General features: G+C 68.3%; 18 protein-coding genes and 1 pseudogene. 9 read left to right on the top strand and 10 right to left on the bottom strand.

The genetic code is table 11. From position 1 onward, the window contains the following. Positions 1 to 32 precede the first annotated feature (32 nt). Positions 33 to 290, top strand: coding sequence for a hypothetical protein (locus IF04_RS39805; protein ID WP_051831293.1), 258 nt, complete (start codon positions 33 to 35; stop codon positions 288 to 290). 290 nt (positions 291 to 580) lie between these two features. Here IF04_RS39805 and IF04_RS0116230 read toward each other — a convergent pair whose 3' ends face one another. Continuing rightward, positions 581 to 850, bottom strand: coding sequence for a hypothetical protein (locus tag IF04_RS0116230; protein WP_157847658.1), 270 nt, complete (start codon positions 848 to 850; stop codon positions 581 to 583). Positions 851 to 966: 116 nt separating this feature from the next. Next, positions 967 to 1,071: pseudogene (locus IF04_RS39800) on the bottom strand (DUF3052 family protein); the annotation flags it as partial. Between the two features lie 787 nt (positions 1,072 to 1,858). On the opposite strand from IF04_RS39800, the gene IF04_RS0116225 reads away from it, so the two are divergent. Continuing rightward, the gene (locus tag IF04_RS0116225; RefSeq protein WP_030257090.1) at positions 1,859 to 2,509 is read left to right on the top strand and encodes a LysE family translocator; all 651 of its coding nucleotides are present in this window, start codon (positions 1,859 to 1,861) and stop codon (positions 2,507 to 2,509) included. A gap of 679 nt (positions 2,510 to 3,188) precedes the next feature. Here the strand turns inward: IF04_RS0116225 and IF04_RS0116220 are convergent. The 3 genes from IF04_RS0116220 to IF04_RS0116210 form a co-directional block, all read right to left on the bottom strand. Continuing rightward, positions 3,189 to 4,367, bottom strand: coding sequence for a hypothetical protein (locus IF04_RS0116220; protein WP_051831292.1), 1,179 nt, complete (start codon positions 4,365 to 4,367; stop codon positions 3,189 to 3,191). 139 nt (positions 4,368 to 4,506) lie between these two features. After that, positions 4,507 to 4,971, bottom strand: coding sequence for a hypothetical protein (locus IF04_RS38740; protein WP_157847657.1), 465 nt, complete (start codon positions 4,969 to 4,971; stop codon positions 4,507 to 4,509). Positions 4,972 to 5,400: 429 nt separating this feature from the next. After that, positions 5,401 to 6,234: a PIG-L family deacetylase gene (locus IF04_RS0116210; RefSeq protein ID WP_030257083.1), complete on the bottom strand. Its 834-nt coding sequence runs from the start codon at positions 6,232 to 6,234 to the stop codon at positions 5,401 to 5,403. 749 nt (positions 6,235 to 6,983) lie between these two features. Between IF04_RS0116210 and IF04_RS0116205 the strand changes: the two genes are divergently transcribed. Further along, entirely contained in the window at positions 6,984 to 7,160 is a 177-nt protein-coding gene (locus IF04_RS0116205) for a hypothetical protein (protein ID WP_157847656.1), read from the top strand. Between the two features lie 60 nt (positions 7,161 to 7,220). Here the strand turns inward: IF04_RS0116205 and IF04_RS39790 are convergent, their stop codons facing one another. Beyond that, positions 7,221 to 7,712 (bottom strand): hypothetical protein, encoded by a 492-nt coding sequence (locus IF04_RS39790; protein WP_051831291.1) that lies wholly within the window; start codon positions 7,710 to 7,712, stop codon positions 7,221 to 7,223. Further along, positions 7,709 to 7,909 (bottom strand): hypothetical protein, encoded by a 201-nt coding sequence (locus IF04_RS39785; RefSeq protein ID WP_051831290.1) that lies wholly within the window; start codon positions 7,907 to 7,909, stop codon positions 7,709 to 7,711. The genes IF04_RS39790 and IF04_RS39785 overlap by 4 nt, the downstream gene beginning before the upstream one ends. 621 nt (positions 7,910 to 8,530) lie before the next feature. Between IF04_RS39785 and IF04_RS0116195 the strand changes: the two genes are divergently transcribed. Beyond that, the gene (locus IF04_RS0116195; protein WP_030257077.1) at positions 8,531 to 9,088 is read left to right on the top strand and encodes a DUF3291 domain-containing protein; all 558 of its coding nucleotides are present in this window, start codon (positions 8,531 to 8,533) and stop codon (positions 9,086 to 9,088) included. 229 nt (positions 9,089 to 9,317) lie between these two features. Here the strand turns inward: IF04_RS0116195 and IF04_RS35725 are convergent, their stop codons facing one another. Next, positions 9,318 to 10,025, bottom strand: coding sequence for a methyltransferase domain-containing protein (locus IF04_RS35725; RefSeq protein ID WP_157847655.1), 708 nt, complete (start codon positions 10,023 to 10,025; stop codon positions 9,318 to 9,320). Positions 10,026 to 10,267: 242 nt separating this feature from the next. On the opposite strand from IF04_RS35725, the gene IF04_RS0116185 reads away from it, so the two are divergent. Both IF04_RS0116185 and IF04_RS38735 read left to right on the top strand, forming a co-directional pair. Continuing rightward, positions 10,268 to 10,747, top strand: a complete 480-nt coding sequence (locus IF04_RS0116185; RefSeq protein ID WP_030257075.1) for a DUF4232 domain-containing protein — start codon at positions 10,268 to 10,270, stop codon at positions 10,745 to 10,747. A gap of 608 nt (positions 10,748 to 11,355) precedes the next feature. Continuing rightward, positions 11,356 to 11,595 (top strand): hypothetical protein, encoded by a 240-nt coding sequence (locus IF04_RS38735; RefSeq protein WP_030257072.1) that lies wholly within the window; start codon positions 11,356 to 11,358, stop codon positions 11,593 to 11,595. Positions 11,596 to 11,739: 144 nt separating this feature from the next. On the opposite strand, the gene IF04_RS0116175 is transcribed toward IF04_RS38735, so the two are convergent. Further along, positions 11,740 to 12,279, bottom strand: coding sequence for a hypothetical protein (locus IF04_RS0116175; RefSeq protein ID WP_030257067.1), 540 nt, complete (start codon positions 12,277 to 12,279; stop codon positions 11,740 to 11,742). Between the two features lie 594 nt (positions 12,280 to 12,873). On the opposite strand from IF04_RS0116175, the gene IF04_RS0116170 reads away from it, so the two are divergent. Genes IF04_RS0116170 through IF04_RS40265 form a run of 3 tightly spaced genes read left to right on the top strand, consistent with a single transcriptional unit; the run spans position 12,874 to position 14,525 of the window. Further along, positions 12,874 to 13,380, top strand: coding sequence for an ArsR/SmtB family transcription factor (locus IF04_RS0116170; RefSeq protein WP_030257065.1), 507 nt, complete (start codon positions 12,874 to 12,876; stop codon positions 13,378 to 13,380). Between the two features lie 25 nt (positions 13,381 to 13,405). Beyond that, positions 13,406 to 14,260: a M23 family metallopeptidase gene (locus IF04_RS0116165; protein ID WP_030257063.1), complete on the top strand. Its 855-nt coding sequence runs from the start codon at positions 13,406 to 13,408 to the stop codon at positions 14,258 to 14,260. Next, complete coding sequence (locus tag IF04_RS40265; RefSeq protein ID WP_078600372.1) at positions 14,160 to 14,525, top strand: DUF3052 family protein; 366 nt, start codon at positions 14,160 to 14,162, stop codon at positions 14,523 to 14,525. The genes IF04_RS0116165 and IF04_RS40265 overlap by 101 nt, the downstream gene beginning before the upstream one ends. 353 nt (positions 14,526 to 14,878) lie before the next feature. On the opposite strand, the gene IF04_RS0116160 is transcribed toward IF04_RS40265, so the two are convergent. Continuing rightward, the gene (locus IF04_RS0116160; RefSeq protein ID WP_245654419.1) at positions 14,879 to 16,954 is read right to left on the bottom strand and encodes an ATP-binding protein; all 2,076 of its coding nucleotides are present in this window, start codon (positions 16,952 to 16,954) and stop codon (positions 14,879 to 14,881) included. Positions 16,955 to 17,542: the final 588 nt, after the last annotated feature.

Raw genomic sequence — 17,542 nt, 5'->3', positions numbered from 1 at the left:
GCATCCACGAACACACCTGCATCCGCTGCTCGATGCTTCGCCCCGACCCGGTACAGCGGCCCCGCCTCGTCGAGATCCGCGACAACCTCATCGCCCGGATTACAGAGGCAGGGCAGGAAGGTTGGCTCGGCGAGATCGAAGGACTTGAGGTCAGCCTCGCCAGCACCGAGGAGAAGCTCGCTCAGCTCGATGTTGTGGAGGAGCGCAGCCGTCGCACCGTCGATCTCGGGATATCTCTTCACTCGTTTCCAGGCAGCTGCAGTAGTTCAGTGAAAGCGAGCGCGTACTGAGGACCTGGACGGCTCAGGGCGAAACGGAAGAACCCCGCATCCCGTAGCGCGCACGGCCGCCTGGCCGGCGGCGGGAACCTGGTGGGCCGCGGTCGCGGTCGTGCCGGGCTCGTAGGCGGTGTCGGCTGACATGACTCTCCCGCCGACCGGTCTCGGGATGCGCCGGCATATCAAGCCTTTGCCTGATCAACGCGACTTTTGATGCCGTGCTCGAATCCGAATCCGTCCATCGGCGTCTCCACCGTGCCGCAGCGGCCGGCTTCGCCGTCGAACGACGGTGAAGGGAGAGGTCAGGTCTTCGAAGGTGTCCTGAGCAGCCGGATGAGGGCGACGACACCGCCGGGGAGAAAGACCACCGTCAGTAGCACGGCCACGTTGAGACGGAGAGTGTCGCCGCCGGCATACATCGTGCTGAGCCACGGCCAGGCTATGCCGATGAACGTGACCAGAGCGATGGCTGTGAGGTAACCGAGCCGCACTTCCCTGGCCCGTATGGGAGCACTCGCTGCGCCGAGCCACAACAGCAGACCGCCGACGCCGATGACGTAGGTGATGAGCACGAGGTCCCCCTTTAGCCCGTTTGCCCCGACGGGCCAGTCTGGCATGCCCATGACTTAGGGACAACGGTGTCCGGAAGCCCCGGGCGTCGTCGGCGTACCCGGAAGAGGCGGGCCCGCTCGACGTAGTCGTCCCGCCCGGTCTGCCGAGCGACGTGCCAGATCGTGCCACCGCTTTCGAGGAGGCCAGTCGCGTCGACCAGAGCGTCGGTGAGGGGCCCGTCCTACATGGCGGCTCGTGACGGCGTCGAGGCATCGGGCCACCAAGATCATCCCGTCGTTTTTGGGCTCACATTGGCTGGACTCCCAGTAGTTCAGTGAATACGGCAGCAACCCGGACGTGGTCATCCGGCTCGTTGAGGTGATGACGGCCGTCAGCGCGTGCTCATGCCCCTATGGGCGGCAGGGTCCGGTGATCCTGGACCGGGGGGAGAACGTGGAGAGTTGCCAGGGCGGCGTCACGCTCCGGCAGGTGATGTACCGTTTGGTCGCCGCCGGCCTGCTGCCGAACACTCCGCCCATGTACCGCCGCCTCTCCGCCCGGACCGCCCGTGCCCGCCGCGACGGGCCTGGCGATGCGAGCCATCGATCACCGTCCGCGACCGGTCCGGTTCCCCGGCACGGTGCAACTCCGTTAGCAGCGCCTGGTGCAGCCGGTCCCGCACCCCGCCCTCTCGTGCCAGTCCCGCAACCGGCGCCGGCAGGTCATGCCCGAGCCGAAGCCGAGCTCCTGCGACAGCCACTCCCACTGGATCCCGTGTGCAGCACGAACAGGAACCCCTGCAGGCATCCCCGGTCATCGAGTGGTGGACGGCCGAGGTTGCGAAGCCGTTGCCAACGGCCCGCCCCGATTCCACAGGTCGTCCGACACAAGCCACGGCGATTCCTTCCTCGCGACCTCCTCAACGAGCGGCGGAGGGAACGGGCATGGGCACCTCCCCCTCGCGGCCGGGTACATGGCCGTGAGCTGCTAGGTTGCGCCTAGGGGAACGCGTGTACAGAGGTAGTGCTGTGATCGGACTGGGAGCAATAGCAGGGATCGCCTTGGTGGAGCTCGGCATGGTGCTGACGCCGGGGCCGAACATGATCTACCTGGTCTCCCGCTCGATCACCCAGGGCCGCCGGGCGGGGCTGATCTCGCTGGCCGGGGTCGCCCTCGGTTTCCTGGTCTACCTCCTCGCGGTGTCCGCCGGTATCGCCACGGTCTTCGCGCTGGTGCCGGAGATCTACCTGGCAATCAAGCTGGCCGGGGCGGGTTACCTGCTCTGGCTGGCCTGGAAGGCCGTCCGGCCAGGCGGCCGATCCGCTGTCGCGAACCGGGAGTTGACGCAGGACCGGCCCCTCAAGCTCTTCCTGATGGGCCTCCTCACCTGCCTGCTCAATCCCAAGGTGGCCATCCTCTACATCTCGCTGCTGCCGCAGTTCGTCGACCCCGAGCGCGGCCATGTCGCCGTGCAAGGCCTGCTGTTGGGGCTGACCCAGATCGCGGTGGGGGTAGCAGGCAACGCGTTCTTCATCGTGACGGCCGGCTCCGTCGCCGGGTTCTTCGCCCGGCACCCGCTCTGGCAGCGCCTGCACCGCTATGTGATGGGCACCGCGCTGGCGGGCTTCGCCGTCAGGATCGCCACCGAACGAACGGGCGCGGCGGTCGCCCTGCGCTGACACCTGACAGCTGACATCTGACAGGGCGATATCTGAGAGGTGTTCCTCGAAATCTACGAGGTGTTCCTCTAATTGGCCTGCTGTGTTATCACCTACCGACGCGGCCGAAGCTTGTGTTTGGCAACTTCGTTTTCTCTGCGGTTTGGCCCGCCGCGCTGTCGGACGGGCCAAACCTGGACTGAGAAGACTCCCGGGGACCTCCTCGGCTTGAGCGGCGAGTACCCGCTGCCAGTGACCTGACGCGTCGGCCTGGGGGAATGCCGACCCGGGTGGCGGGCCGCAGGGCACCGCCGAGTGCGGCTCGGCCGACCCGCGCCGCATGCATGCTGCCGCCAGATCGCCGACCGCTTCGGCGATCCCCGTCCGGGGGGTGTGGCGGGATGTCGGTACGTCGGCGCCCACACACACCCGCGGCACGGGGCGGCGGGACGGCTCATCGGGCCGGGCAGGGCATTCCCCGCCCAACGCTTCCGGCCCCTCGACGCATGTCGAGGGGCCGGAGATGAGTAGCGGGGAACGGCGACCTTACGCGGGCTCGAGCTCTCTCACCTGATCTCGGTGAGTCGGCACGTCCTGCTGGAGCGCAGCGGTTCTCGTCCGAGTCGGACCACATCAGACCGCCGGGCCGTGCAGGGGAGGCAGTGGAGCGGTGATCTGCGGTCAACGGCGGATGGGAATATCAGCGCTCCGGGCGTCGGCCGGGGGCGCGAGGATGCTGGTCCTGGGGATCCTCGGCCTCGGCCCGGAGCTGGTTGGCCTGCCGTTCCTGTTCGCGCCTGCTGTAGGTGGCCTGCCGGACGGCTGCTTCGCTGTCCAGGCTGGAGCCGAGCGCTCCGGCGACGATGCCCATGGAGCAGGCCAGCCAGACCACGGTGGCGTAGTCGCCCGCGTCGGCCGGGTGGCCCAGCTGTGAGCCGAGGTAGCCGTCGTCGATGACCACCACGGCCGAGAGCAGCGCCAGGCCGTACAGCAGGAGATACATGCAGCTCACCCCGAGGGTCAGGGTGCACAGGGTCGAGGCGTTGTAAAGGACGGTCTCCTTGCGTGCCCGGTGGCCGCGGGGCGAGTCCCACAGGTGGTTGTAGAACAGCAGCCAGCCGACCATGACACCGATGGCCAGGGCGGAGACGACGATCAGGCGGAGGGTGGACATGGCGTCGGCCAGCTGCCAGATGCTGGAGTAGAAGATGCCGAACGCCGCCGTCGCGGCGGCCGCGGCGGTCGCGCTGGCCAGATGGGGGACCAGCCGCCAGGGACGGTTGTTGCGCACCATGCCGCACAGCAACCGGAACTTTCCGCGGCGTCCCACCAGCACCAGGGAGGTGTCGATGGCGTGCTCGGCCGAGGTTCGTTCGCGCACCGAGGAAGTCCATTCGCTCCAGCGGCGCAGCGCCCGCCGGCCGGACGACTGCGCCGTGGAGTGGTGCAGCCGGTCGACGAGGTGGATCAGCGTGCGCCTGACATGGTGCCGCAGCCGCAGGCCGCCGACGGCCGGCAAGCTGATCAGCGCGGCCTGATCCCGGCTGCTCAGGTCTGCGAGTACCGGCTGGGTGGCCGACCCGCGCGTCAGGTCGGTGAGATAGACGAACATGTCCCAGCCTGCCTGTGGCCTGCGCTCGCCCGCCAGCTCCAGCAGCGGCACCGCCCCCTGCTCGTCCAGTGGCAGCGCCTCCTGCTCCAGCTCCACCTCCCACACCACATCGGCGGACACCCGCCGGCTCAGCAGGTCCGGCAAGTGTTCGTCCACGACGGCGGCCGCGACGTCACTGGGCAGCCCCGGGTCGGCGACCACCCCCAGGCGCAGCCGCGGCGTGGCAGGGTCTTCCGGCGTTTCTTGATCCTGTACGTGATGTTGCATCGATCTAGGTGTGCCCCTTTGACGGCTTCTTGCGCACCACGGTCCCCGTCCGTACGAATCAGCGGTTCTTGATCGTCGTGCAGCGCGTGCGTTCACGCCGGTGATGCCCCAAATGGAGCATCACCCGCCAGGAGCGTCGTCAACGACGGATGTGGACGTTGACTTTGACGGCGGCGCCGCCGGTGATGGCGGTGCCGAGAGCCGCGACGGGCGCGACGGCCTCGATGTTTCCGGTGATGATCAAAAGAAGTACGGCAGCGGAGGTGAGCAGACCGGAGACCGCCGGGATCCAGCGACCAACGCGCGTGATCAGCGAAGCTCGCTCCTTTCGCGTCGCCGAGCTCCACCAGCGGTCGACCGTGGAGCACGTCCGTGAGGGAGGCGTTCCGCCGCTGCGGAAACTACGTTCCCTGCTCGCCGGCGAAGGCTGACCTGGGAGCTGGTCGAGGCGGCGGCCGACGTGTGCTTCCCCGACGAATCGGCAACGAGTGCACAAGATCGCCTCGCCCCCGCGAAGCAGCTGTGGCAGGCCGCGCAGGCAGTACCCCTCCTCGGCGCAGGCGGACCCGTTGCCGAGCGTTGCCCGTGAGCTGTTGGAGGCCAAGGACCGGACGATCGCCGCGTACCAGGCGATCGACCGGGCTCGCTGTCTGGGCTCGCGGTTCGTGTCGGAGATCGCCCTCGTGACCTGCTGCTTCTCCCGTTGCCTCACGGCGTGTCGGACATCGGAGTCTCAGCTTCGTGTCACTTCCTCGGCGGTCTGTCTTGGTCGGAGCAGACCGCCGAGCTCGTGACCTCGGCTATCGCGCACCTTCGGAGTCAGCAGCGCGCAGATCTCCTACCTGTGCGGTTGTCAGGTGGTTTGGGGATGAGCGCGGTGTCGGGTCGGTAGTGCGGGCACGCGTGGACGCCGCTGACGATGGCCTGGACGTGGCCGGAGCGGAACTCGTGTCGATAAGCCTCCGGGGGTATGACCCGCTGGATCGCGCCGTGCGGCCGATGATCTTTCTCGGGTCTCGGCCGAACGGGCGGATCAGCGCAGTCCGGCGAAGAGGTCGTTCTCGGGTACGGGCGCGCCGGTGGCGTCCTTGACGCGTACGAACGTCTCCATGCCCATCAACTCGCCGAACCGCTCCTTGCCCATCTTGAGGAAGAAGATGTTCTCGCCCTGACTGGCGTGCGCGGCCAGCGCATCGAACTTCTGACCGCTGAACGCGGTGGTGTCCACCCACGTGGTGATCTCATCGTCGGGGAGGCCGATCTCGGCCATCGCGGCGGCCTCGGCAGGATCCGGCTCCGGCATGTCCGGATGAAACTCGCGCATGATCTCACCGAACCGCTGCATCCCCGAGCGGGGCATCGTCGTCCAGTACACCTTCGGCGTCAGCCCGGTCATCTCCACCGCCGCCATCGTGATGCGGTGGGCCTGGATGTGATCGGGGTGGCCGTAGAAGCCGTTCTCGTCGTAGGTGACGACCACATCGGGTCGGTAGTGCCGCATGAGTTCCGCGAGCCGGGCGGCGCCTTCCTCCACAGGGGTCTGCCAGAAGGAGCCGGGGGCCTCGTTGCTCGGCCAGCCGATCATCCCGGAATCGGCATAGTCCAGCATCTCCAGATCGCTGACCTTCAGGACGTCACAGCTCTCGCGAAGTTCTTGGCGGCGCATCAGGGCGACGGCTGCGGGATCGTGCTCGGGATCGCCCGGCTTGACACCTCCCGGCCCGTCACCGCAACCGCCGTCGGTACACGTCACGAGAACCGTGCGGATGCCTTCCGCCGCGTACTGCGCGAGGACCCCTCCGGTCGAGGTGGCCTCGTCGTCGGGGTGGGCGTGCACGGCCATGAGCGTCAAGGGCCGGTCAGTCATAACAGTCCTCCTGTGTACAACGGTCTTGTTTCGGGCGCGCGGCGGTCGTACAGCGATCCCGAGGCCCGGATTCTGGCAGGCGGACAACCTTATGGTCTCCGCGTTCCCCGCCCGTGCGGCGCCGGTGCCTCGGCTGATGCAACAGTGCTGGCCGGGCCGACTGTTCCCGGCGCGCCCGGTTGGCCTTCCAGGCGTCGGCGTTTCGATGCGAACGAGGTACCAGCGCGACCTGTGTCCTGTCGAAGTGCATGTGTCAGATGGCGAGCCGTTGACCTGCTGGGATGCCAGGTCATTTGGGAAAATGGCGGCCCGGAGTTCTCAGGCGACCTGGCTTTCGCGGAAGTCGCGATCTCGGTAGAGGCAGAACGTTCGGTAGAGGGGCCTGGGTTCCGAGGGTTCCGAGGGTGGTGTAGATCCGCGCGAATCTTCGGCTCAGCTCAGCTCGGCGGTCGTCGCCAGGTAGAGCTCTTTGAGGGTCCAAGGCGGTTGTGGGCGGGGCGAGGATCAGGTGCGTCAGCACCACGGTCTCAGGGCCGGCGATGGTGATGTTGAGCGGGGAGAACTCTGGCGGCAGCGGGCCCAGGAGGCGGGCAGGGCAGCCTGCTGGATGGTTGTTGGCGACGGCCAGGCGGTGGAGAGAGGAACCGAGGGCCTCGTTGTGGAGGGGGCCGACAGCGATGGGCAGCCGGCGGAGTCGGTCAGGCCGCGTCGGCATCCGGCCTCCGGCGGCGGGGCCGCCGCTTGCGGCGGTGTTCCTGGCGAGCGTCCTCGGCGGTCTGGTCGACTTCGATGGCCTCCAGCGTCTTGCGGGTGATGGTCTCGCTGCCGTTGATGACGGCCTCAAGGGCGGCGCCGCGGACGAGTTGGGAGAGGCTGCCGATCGCGCCGTCGGTGCGTTCATGGAGATAGCCGTCGAGTTTGAGTAGGCTGCCGGGCTTGTGCCGGTGGTGTCGCAGAGCGTCTTCGAGCGAGGCGATCAGGTTCCGTCAGTTGTGCCGTTGTGCGGTGGTGTCGTAGGTGAACGGTTCGGTGTCGGTGACGGTGTATCGGCCGGCGATCTGCTGGCCCCCGACTCCGCCGGCTGGTTCCGCCCCTCGTACCGGATCCGGTCCCCGACCCGCAGAACTCCGCGTGGTGCCAGTTCGGCCATGACCCACCGCCGCGCAGCCGATCACGGAGCCGTCTCCCAGCGGCGCCGACAGGCCAAGGCACAGGTCACCGCACCACAGCAGGTGGTAGAGCGTCGGCAGGACGGACAGTGGGTCACCCACTGCCTCGGCACCGTCCATGAGCAACCGCGGGTCGTTGAAGGCGCCCATGAGCCGTTTCGCGACGTCGCCGACCCGGTTGCGGGGATGCCGATAGCCGGACAGTCGGCGGACGTTGGCCATCTCCACGGGATCGGGCTCGTGCACCAGCGCGAAGGACCAGCCGCCGCCCATCTCCTGGCACATCGTCTCGGTCGCCGAGAACTTCACCGCGTCCTCCGGGCCGACCCGGTCCGGAGGACGCGGTCCGCCGGCCGGACATCGACGTCCAGACCCGAGCCGTCCTCCAGTCGTGCGAAGTAGTCCGGCGCATGCGAGATCCGGCGCTTCTCCCCCTGCCGTGTGACCCGTAACGTCTGCGAGGCCAGCCCCAGCGCCACCACCTTCCGGTCATGATCGAGGAGCATGGCCCGGTCCCGCTCCAGCCACCACTCGAAGCCCTTCAGCGACTGCGTCGTCGCCGCCCATTACCAGCCCGTGAAGGGCCGCTGCCCGCGGTACGAAGTGAACTGCCGCACCGGGAGCACCGACTCGAACCGAATCCGGGACACCGCCTCCAGCACGGAATTCCGCAGCCTGCCTCCCTCGCCGTCAGCCCACTCGACATCGACCAGCCCCAGAGCCATCACCACCCAGGCTCCGCGTACCTGCCGAAAAGGATCGTGACAGGTACAGCGAGAACCGGATCAGGAAAATGAGATCAAACCCCATGTGCGGGGCAAACGCCGTCGCTTGTCCTTTGACAGCGAATCCGGTCGCTGCGTCATCCAACCCGGCCAACGCCGCTGGCGTCGCCCCGCAAGGGCCTGTGTACGAGGCCACTTGGACAGGGAAAACGCAACTTCGACATGGCCCGCAGAGGCAGCTACCTTCACCTGGTCTTCGACGATCGCCCACGGTCGCACAGGGGTTTCTTCAGGCTGAGCCACCCGCAACGGGATGAGTTGGTCACGCCCCATGAATCCTCGCCCCGTGCGTAAGCCACCGAACCGGGTCCACATCAGGCACCCCCAGCCAGGGAGAGACGCATGCCCCATCTTGCGCTGTACACATTCGGCGTCCTGAAGTCACCTCTCGCCGATCCCGCACCTCTCACTCGCGAGTTCTACGACATTGGTGAGGCCGTCTACCGGAAGATCAGCCAGCACCCCGGATACCTCGCGCGTGCTGAAGCGGCAGACGGCGACCGGGGCATGCTCTTCGAGGCGGACTGGGGTGCATGGGGAGAGTTCGCCGTACCGACCTGGTACGGCAAGGGCCGTACGGTGGAAACCACCGCCCTGGCCGCGACCCTCTCACTCTGGATCGACCTGCGCCCCGCCTTCGACGCCATCTACACCGGCCTGCACCGTGAGGCGCTGAACAGGCGTTACGACTGGTTCGAGAGGACAGCACACCCGAATTACGTGTGCTGGTGGGTCTCCGACGACGTGATACCCACCTGGCAGGACGGGGTTTCCAGGCTGGAACACCTCCATGACCACGGCTCCGCGCCGCACGCCTTCACCTTCCACCACTCATTCGCCCCGGACGGAACTCCGACCAGGATCAAAGACATCGGGCCGAAGAGCGACCAAGTTCGCTGACAAGGAAGCCTGAACGAATGGGTTCGCTGTTCGCTGTCAAACGCCTCGATTGAATGACGGCGAACATCGCTCAGCGCGCGACGCAATGAGAATCCGACAGCACGAACGAGAAGCGGTGAGAATCCGCCAGGCTCAGTGCGACAGGACGACACCTGCGTGTCGCAGCGCCACGTCGGATCCGACTTCCATCCGGCACCAGCCGTGAGATTCCGACACGAATTTCGAGACTTTACAGCGCCGTGAGCGGGACTCTACGGGGGTGGTACGCCGATGTGCTGTTCGTCTTGGTCGATGCGGAGGTGGAAGTCGGCCAGGCGGGGCCAGCCCAGTTGCTTCCACGGCTGACGCTGGCGCTGGCTGCGCAGCAGCATGAAGTTGACGGCGGTGAGCAGCCGGCCGGTGGCGCCGCCGGCGCCTCGGTGGTGAGGCTGAGGAGTGCGTCGGTGCCCAGGGGTGTGGTGAGGGGGAGGATGCGGCCGCCGGCGCGGACCTGCTGGATCCGGGCGGTGGGGACGCGTTGGACGCATGCGGTGGGGAGGAAATGGTCATACGGTGCCCTGGCCGCGTGCCCTTCCGTGCCGTCCCCGGTCACCAGGTGAGGGTGGAGGCCGAGGTCTTTGAGGTGGTGTGCGGCGGTGGCGGCGAGGCCGGCGTCGACTTCGATGCTGGTGACGGCCTGGTCGCCGAGGCGGTGGCAGAGCAGGGCGGTGTTGTAGCCGGTGCCGGTCCCGATCTCCAGGAGCGTCTCGCCGGGCCGCGGCTCCAGGCGGCGCAGCATCGTCACGACGACGCGAGCGCAGGAGATGGAGGAGGTGAAGGCGTCGCTGCTGACCGGGGCCTCCGGTAACACAGCTCCGTCATCGATCTGGGTGATCAGTGGGGCGCCGGGGCGGTAGACGGCCTTGAGCCACTGGCGAGGGCGGAGGGTGCGGTCCATCAGCGGGTACTGGTCATCGGTGCCGCGCTGGGGCCACCGGACACGGAGACTGCGTGCGGGCGCGAGGTCCACGGTGAGGTCCTCCAGGCCGCCCGCGGCTCGGCCTCACCCGCTCGCGCACGGTGTGTTTGCGGGACGTGAGTGAGACGTTTCCGGAACGTCAGTGGCTCCGGGAAAAGTCGTGTCCACACCGCGGGAAGGCCACAGAAACTTCCCGCACGAAAGGCAGGGGGAACTCGAGCATGCGTACTTCCCGGATTCGTACCGCCACTCTGGCCGCCGTCACCGCCGCGCTGGCGCTGGGCCTGACCGCCTGCGGCGGCGCCGACGGTGGCTCGAAGGCGGCGGGCGGCGACAATGCCGCCGGTAGCGCGCAGAGCCCGTCCGCGTCCAACGGGGGTGGCAAGCCATGCTGGGTCACCTCGTACCCGGCGGTGAAGCTCGGCGACGTCGATGTCGTACTGCCGCACTCGAAGAAGGACAACCCGGGCGGCGACAAGCACATCACGCTCCGGCCCGGCGGCAAGGCATACAGCGCGGTGAACCTCTTCGACTACGGCTCGAAGGACCACACGGCGCAGTCGTTCGCCATCGCGCTGCGCGGCGCGGACGGTCACGACGGCCCCTTCTACTCGGTCGACGCCAAGGGCGAGAAGCCGCAGTTCAGCTGGAACGAGGCCGACGTGCTGAACTGGAACACCAAGAAGCCGTACGACTTCTGACGGCCCGTCGCCCGGTGACGCGTCACCGCCTCCCAGCGCGTCGACGGCCAACAACTCGCAAGGCTCCCCGGCGACCAGCGACTCGGCTTGGCGGGATCACCGGAAACCGCCCTTTGGACCCCGCTCACGCCGCCCTGCTGGCTTTGTCCACGAGAGCGGGTTCTGGCTCAGCTTCTGTGACGCGTACACGTCGAGCGACGGCTGGGGCCCTCTGGGGGGCTTCGCGAGTTGCCCGGAAAACACCAGCAGCCAAGGCGGTTGGGCTGACAGTTCGGGGCCGTGGAAGAGGTCGTGCTCCGGCTGAAGGAACTATTGTCCCCGTCGATCGCGGACGTCGCGGTGCTGTCGGTGGACATGAATGTCGCGGTGGTACGCGTTGACGTGCAATGCAGCGTGCCGGGAGCCGTGTGCCCGGGTGTGGGGCGTGGTCGAGCCGGGGGTTCGCGGCTCCTACCTGCGGTTTCCTGCTGATGTGCCCAGCGCCGGGGGAAGCTTGTACTCCGGCTGCGGGTTCGCCGGTTCACCTGCCGAACACTGTGCCTGCGGGCCAAGCGGACCTCCCCACGGCCGGCCACTGCCCGCCCGCCGTCGCCCCGCGCCGTGGCCGGGTGGATCCTCCGCGGCCCGAGACCCTCACCGACACTGAACGACTCCGGCTCAAGGCCGTCCTCGCCCGGTGCCCGGAACTGGACGCCCTCACCGGCCACGTTCGCTCCTTCGCCCAACTGCTCACCGAGCGCCAGGGCGAACGGCTCCCGCAGTGGCTCGAAGCCGTCCGTCAGGACGACCTGCCCAGCCTCCACCCCTTGCCGTGGGCATCGACCGCGATGTCGTCATCGCCGGGCTGACCCTCCGCAAACGCGTCCTTCTTTCGTGACGCACAGCCGCCATCGAAATCGGGCAAGAGTCTCTCGCTCCGGTGCTTGCCGACCGCGCTGCAGCCAGAAAGAGCGGTCCGCACCGGAGTCGGTACGGATTGCTGCATGCCGGTCCTAATCTTCCGCCTCGTAGATGATTGTTTCCCCGTCCGAGCCGATGTCGGGGAACGGCCACAGGGCACGGATCTCTTCGACTCTGCCTGTACGCGCAGGCATCGCTTCAGCGCGAAGGTAGGCGCCTAGACAGGCAATGGCGTCGGCACAGAGATACATACTGTCGACCCGACGCTCTTCCCGGGATCGTGTGTCGCCAGCAGGTGAGAGCGGCAGAAAAAAGCTGGCCTCCCGCACTCGGTCACGAAGGCCGGCGTCGGGAACACGCTGCATCAGGACCTGTATGTTCAGCACCCGCTCGTGCAGCTGTTGTCTGCGCGTCTCGCTGTCAGGGCCGGCCCGCCGAGCGTCGCGCTGAATCTCGAACAGCTCAGTCAGAGCTGCCTCGACAGCCGCTGATGCGCGCGCCTGCCGTTGTTCTTCACGGGTATGAGCTGCCTGCTGCCGTTGAGTCATGACTGCGGACCAGATGGAAAGAGCCCCTCCGATCCCGGTGCCCACCAAGCCGAACACCGCCCCCACCCATACCGATGCTTCCATGCAAGCATCCTGGCCGGACTGGCGTGGGAGATCAAAATGCCCTCCAACGAGGCATGAGAGCAGTCACGCAACGTATCCGGGCCACAGAACTTGAGCCAGAACCGAATCTCGCGCACAGCACCACCCTGCCCCCCACACGCTCGACTGGCCAACTGCAACGCTCAGGCACATTGGGTGCCGGCACGCTCCCACTCCCACTCGCTTTCCCTCAGCGACTCGCTTTCCCTCAGCGACTCGCTTTCCCCGGCGGTCGGCTGACGTGCCGGTCCGGTGAGTCCCACCGGCATGAGTCCCGCCGGCATGAGTCCCATGTGCCTCGCTTCGCCTGGTTGGCGGCCGAGCGTCTTCTCCTCCGCGCCGGACGGTCGGCCGCGGCCGTCGTCGAGCGCCTCGGCCGCACCGGTGTCTCGGCTTCTTCCGTCAACGCGCCGCCGGGGCTCGCCACCTTCCGTACTCGCGCCTCTGGCTCTGCACCGCCGGCCTGCCGCTGACCGCGAGAGCGGGCAAAACCCGTGCGGGCCCGGTCCGGACGGGGCGTCGGCTGTCAGGAGCCCGGTCTTGCACGGGATTACGTAATTACGTAATCTCGTGCTCATGGATCTGGAGGAGCGCGTTGCCGAGCTCGAACGGCGCATGGCGGAGCTGGAGCACGCGGGCCCGGCCGCGCCCGCCGTGGGGGAGGGCGACTTCTGGGCTCTGGACGCGCTGAAGGCGCGGCACCCGGTGACGCAAGAGGCGGACGGCGCCGTCCTGTTCACCGGCGCGGTGCGGGTGCCGACGGGGCACCGGTACGAGTGGCAGTACGGCCTCCTCGCGGAGACGCTGTTCGAGGACGACTGGCCCGATGCGGCCGCCTCGTTCGCCGCGCTCGGCCACCCTGTACGGCTGCGGCTGCTGCGGGAGATCCTGGGCGGCCTGCGCACCGCCGCCGAACTGGCCGGGCTCGAGGACGTCGGCACGACCGGCCAGATCTACCACCATCTGCGCCAACTGACCGGCGCGGGCTGGCTGCACACCACCGAGCGCGGCCGGTACGAGGTGCCTGCCGGGCGGGTGGTGCCACTGCTCGTGGTGCTCACGGCCGCGCGCCCTGTGACCTGACCGTTTTCTGTACGAGGGGGAAGTGATGTCTGTAGGCCGACGCAAGGTCGCGGCGAGGGTCCAGCATGCGCTGTGGCTGATCTTTTTTGTTCAGATCGCCGTCGGATGCTTCGTGGAGCTGCCGTACAACTACTGGGTGAGCTGGCTGCCCGCGCTCGGCGCGATCGCCGTCGGCCTGTTGACCTCCCGCTCCGCCCGCCGGCGGATCGAGACGGAGCCTCCGGCGCCGGTCGAGGTCGCGCCCCCGGTCACCGGCCGCTGGTCCGCGCTCAACAGCCCTGCCGACAAGGTGCCGAGTCATGGCACGCACCATCTCGGGCAGACCTATGCCATCGACATCGTGGCCGAGCCGGAGGAGGGGCCCGCTCGCCCCGGCCCCGTCTGGTTCTGGCCTGTCGCCCACCCCAACCAGGCCTACCCCGCCTTCGGGGCGCCCCTGCACGCGGTGGCCGATGCCACCGTCGCGCATGCCGAGGACGGCCAGCGCGACCACCTCAGCCGCAGCTCCCTTGCCGGGGTGTTGTACTTCTGGCTGATCGAGGGCGTGGGCAGGACGCTCGGCGGGGCCCGCCGCATCGTCGGCAATCACATCGTTCTCGACCTGGGCGAGGGGACCTACGCGGTGTATGCGCACGTCCAGCGCGGCTCGCTCACTGTCCGGGCGGGCGACAAGGTCCTCGCCGGCCAGGTGCTCGGCCGCTGCGGGAACTCCGGCAACTCCACCCAGCCGCACGTGCACTTCCAGCTGATGGACGGCCCCGACCTGGAGACGGCGCGCGGTGTGCCGTTCCGCTGGCGCGGAATCGGCGTGCCCGCGAACGGCGAGGTGTTCACGGCCGACGAGGAAGCCGCGGTGCTGGCACCGTCCCGAGAAGCGTGAGCCCGCCCAGGCAGTGGCCGCGCGGTGCGTTGCCGGGGGAGTGGCCGCGGGAAGCCGTTGGGCGGATGGAGAATCTCAGCAGCGCCTGAATCGGGACGGCGCAGTTGGAGGACGAGGCCCGAATACTGGGAAAGACGGCCACACCGAGCCCAGCCACGTCAATGAAGCCGCGACGAGCGCCGGACTCTCCCAGACGCAGCCCGTCAGCGCCGCCGTGAACTGGACGGGAATCAAGCTGGTAACCCCCAAGACTGGCAAGCGGTAGCTCCCGCACCCGCCCCTGCGGAAGCGCCGGTCAGCGGGCCGGGAAGATCTCCACCCGGCCCGCTGACGGTGGTCAGTACCTGTGTGTGAACTCCCGATCGATAACGCACTGTGACCAGTGGACGGGTCGGGTCCGGTGATGGGCGGGTCAGTGCGGGGCATGTTCGAAGCTGATGAGGTGGTCCCCTGTCGTGTAGCTGGGGGAGCTTGGTCGGCTCTGGTCGTCATAGGGGGAGGCGGAGCTTGCTGTGCGGGCGGGCCGGCGATCCCATGGTCGGTGCGGCGCCGACGCTTGGCCCCGTACCTGGATGGGCGTCGTGACGGTGATCGGAAGTCTGCTGCGCGAAGCTCGGCTCACTGCGGGGGGAGGGTGTAAGCGATGGCGTCGTCGATGCTGCTCTCCAGGCCCGTGGCGAAGGCTGCTTCATAGGCCGTGTCGCCGATGGCCTGCCGGGCGCCGGCTTCGCAGGCCCGGCGGATGGCGACGAGTCCTGGCGAGTCCATCTGATCCCTGCCGACGGTCTGCCAGAACTGCTGGCCCAGACCGAGCAGGCACGCTGCCTGTTCCCCGGTGCCGCAGGCCAGGACCGCTGACGCCAGCGTGTCCAGCACCACCGCGACTCCCGTGGTGTTGTGCAGCAGCCGATGCCCCTCCAGCGCCTCGCGGGCATGCCGCACCGCCGCGTGTGCCTCCCCCTGCGCGAGATCCACCAGGGCCCGCAGATAGTCCGCGTAGGAACACACCCAGCGCTCGCCGTACCGTCGGCAATCCGCCCGCAGCTCATCGGCCACGACCCGGGCACGGGCGATCTCTCCGGAAACGACGTGAGTGTACAAACGGGCCATGCGGAGCTGGAGCGGGGCGATTCTGTAGCGGGCATCGAGGACAGGTTGGTGCGGGGCACCATCGAGCATCTCGGCCGCACGCGCGAGCTCGCCTCGCATGGCCAGGCTCATCCCGGACATGCCGGCAGCGCCGACGGACGCGCCGGGCTCCTCATGCCCCGGCTGCGACGCGGCGGCCGCACATGCCGCTCCCCAGCGGCCCCCGGCCTCCAGGTCTCCCTGGGCGAAAGCGATGCAGCCGCGGACGAAGAGTGCCCAGGTCCGCTCCGGGCCGGGCAACGGGTCCGGGTCCAGGACCAGGTCCAGATAGCGCTGTGCGTCCCGGTGAAACCCGCAGTGGCGCCAGAGGAACCCGACGCACCCGGCCATCTCCACGGCGGTGCTGCGTTCCGCGGCGGTCAGGCAACGCTCCATCGCGGCCCGCATGTTGGCCTGATCGGCTATGGCGCGCTCGCACCACAGGACCTGGTCGGGACCGGCCCACTCCGCGCAGCCCCGCCGGGCGACCCAGCGGCAGTAGTCCCGGTGCCGCCTCGACAGCGTTACGTGCTCGCCGAGACCGCGCAACCACTGCTCACCGTATTCGCGGAGGGTGTCGAGCATCGCGTACCGGGGACCGCGCGGGGTGCCCGTACGCTGCAGAACGGACTTGTCCACCAAGTGCGACAGCAGCCCCGGCACTTGCTCGCTGGCAAGCGGCCCACCGGCGCAGACCCACTCCGCGGCCTCCTGCTCGAAGCCGTCGGCGAACACCGACAGCCGAGCCCACAACAGCCGCTCCAAGGGGGCACACAGTTCATGGCTCCAGCCGATGGTGGTGCGCAGCGCCTGGTGCCGTGGTTCGCCCTCGCCCTGCCACTTGCGCTGGGCGGTGAGCGTCTCGAAGCGGGTCTGCAGGCGCTCGCGGAGCTGGTCCAGGGCCATATCGGACAGCCGGGCGGCAGCCAGTTCGATGGCGAGGGGGATGCCTTCCAGGCGGGTGCAGATCTCGGTCACCGCCGCGCGGTCCCTTGCCACGAGGGGGGTGTGGGGCGCGGCATCGGCGGCGCGCTCCAGGAACAGCACTGCCGCCTCCGCGGGCGTCGCACCGGGGGAATGGTCTGCCGCGGTGACGGGCAGCGGGGGCACGGGCACGACATGTTCGTCCGGGGCCTTGAGGGGGCAGCGGCTGGTGGCCAGGATGCGTACCCCCGGAGCCGCGGCCAGCAGCACCTTGATGATGTCGGCGCAGGGCGCGGCCAGGTGTTCGCAGCAGTCCAGGATCAGTAGCAGCCGCTTGTCCGCCAGCCAGTCGGTCACCACCTCCATCGCCGTCCGCGAGCTCTGATCGGCCAGCCGAAGGGTTTCGTAGACGGCGAGCCCGATCGGGCCCGTCGCGCTCAACGGGGAGAGCTCGACCAGCCACACCCCGTCAGGAAAGACAGACTGCTGCTCGGCTCCGACGCGCTGTGCGAGGCGGGTCTTCCCCACTCCTCCCACTCCGGTCAGCGTCACCAGCGGCGCGTCGGCCACCATCTTTGCGAGGGCGCTCAGTTCGGCACCGCGCCCGACGAAACTCGTCGTCTCAGGCGTCAGGTTTCCCACCAACCGGTTCCGCCCGGGTTCCGCCACGGTGGCCCCCATTCGGTGCGCCGATCGTTGTCCGACGCGCACCCGAGTCTGCTCCGCCAGCACCATCCGGGCCCACGAGTGCCGTGAGATGCCCGCTTCTGCCTGCAGGACGCTCACATGACTGCACCACCGAAACACCCCCGGTCATCTGCCGCCCTCCTCTGGTCAACAGCAGAGCGCGCTGGTGCACAAGAGCGACGCGGACCCCCGCAGGAGTGGTCGTCGAAGGATCGCGCCGGTTCCGCTGTTGCCGGTGGCTCAGTTCTTCACCAAGGACGTTCCCGGGCTTGAGGTACCGCAAGGTGCCGACCTGGTCCAGGTGTTGTGGTGTCCCTTTGATGGGCACGGTCGGCAGGGGACGGTGGTCGTCGACGTGCGGTGGCGCGACTCCTCACGGTGTGCGGAGGTCCTGGCGACGCCGCCGCTTCCAGAGGTCGTCGGATTCGACGGCTACGTACCCGAGCTGTGAAGTGCCACTGGAGTGCCACTAGAAAACCGTCATTTACGTGTCACCTGTGACGACGGTGTGATCGCCCTCTGAGCTGGCACGATGCTGGTTCT

It is taken from the genome of Streptomyces violens (assembly GCF_000717745.1).
GTDB classification, from domain to species: domain Bacteria; phylum Actinomycetota; class Actinomycetes; order Streptomycetales; family Streptomycetaceae; genus Streptomyces; species Streptomyces violens.
Note: the sequence above shows the minus strand (reverse complement) of the source record. Positions and strands in the feature narration are given on the sequence as shown.

Coding starts and splice junctions, on each gene's coding strand:
- IF04_RS39805 (WP_051831293.1), top strand. CDS start 33: ATGCTTCGCCCCGACCCGGTACAGCGGCCCCGCCTCGTCGAGATCCGC.
- IF04_RS39785 (WP_051831290.1), bottom strand. CDS start 7,909: ATGCTCCTCGATCATGACCGGAAGGTGGTGGCGCTGGGGCTGGCCTCG.
- IF04_RS0116220 (WP_051831292.1), bottom strand. CDS start 4,367: ATGCAACATCACGTACAGGATCAAGAAACGCCGGAAGACCCTGCCACG.
- IF04_RS0116195 (WP_030257077.1), top strand. CDS start 8,531: ATGCCCCATCTTGCGCTGTACACATTCGGCGTCCTGAAGTCACCTCTC.
- IF04_RS0116170 (WP_030257065.1), top strand. CDS start 12,874: ATGGATCTGGAGGAGCGCGTTGCCGAGCTCGAACGGCGCATGGCGGAG.
- IF04_RS0116185 (WP_030257075.1), top strand. CDS start 10,268: ATGCGTACTTCCCGGATTCGTACCGCCACTCTGGCCGCCGTCACCGCC.
- IF04_RS0116175 (WP_030257067.1), bottom strand. CDS start 12,279: ATGGAAGCATCGGTATGGGTGGGGGCGGTGTTCGGCTTGGTGGGCACC.
- IF04_RS0116165 (WP_030257063.1), top strand. CDS start 13,406: ATGTCTGTAGGCCGACGCAAGGTCGCGGCGAGGGTCCAGCATGCGCTG.
- IF04_RS0116210 (WP_030257083.1), bottom strand. CDS start 6,234: ATGACTGACCGGCCCTTGACGCTCATGGCCGTGCACGCCCACCCCGAC.
- IF04_RS35725 (WP_157847655.1), bottom strand. CDS start 10,025: ATGGACCGCACCCTCCGCCCTCGCCAGTGGCTCAAGGCCGTCTACCGC.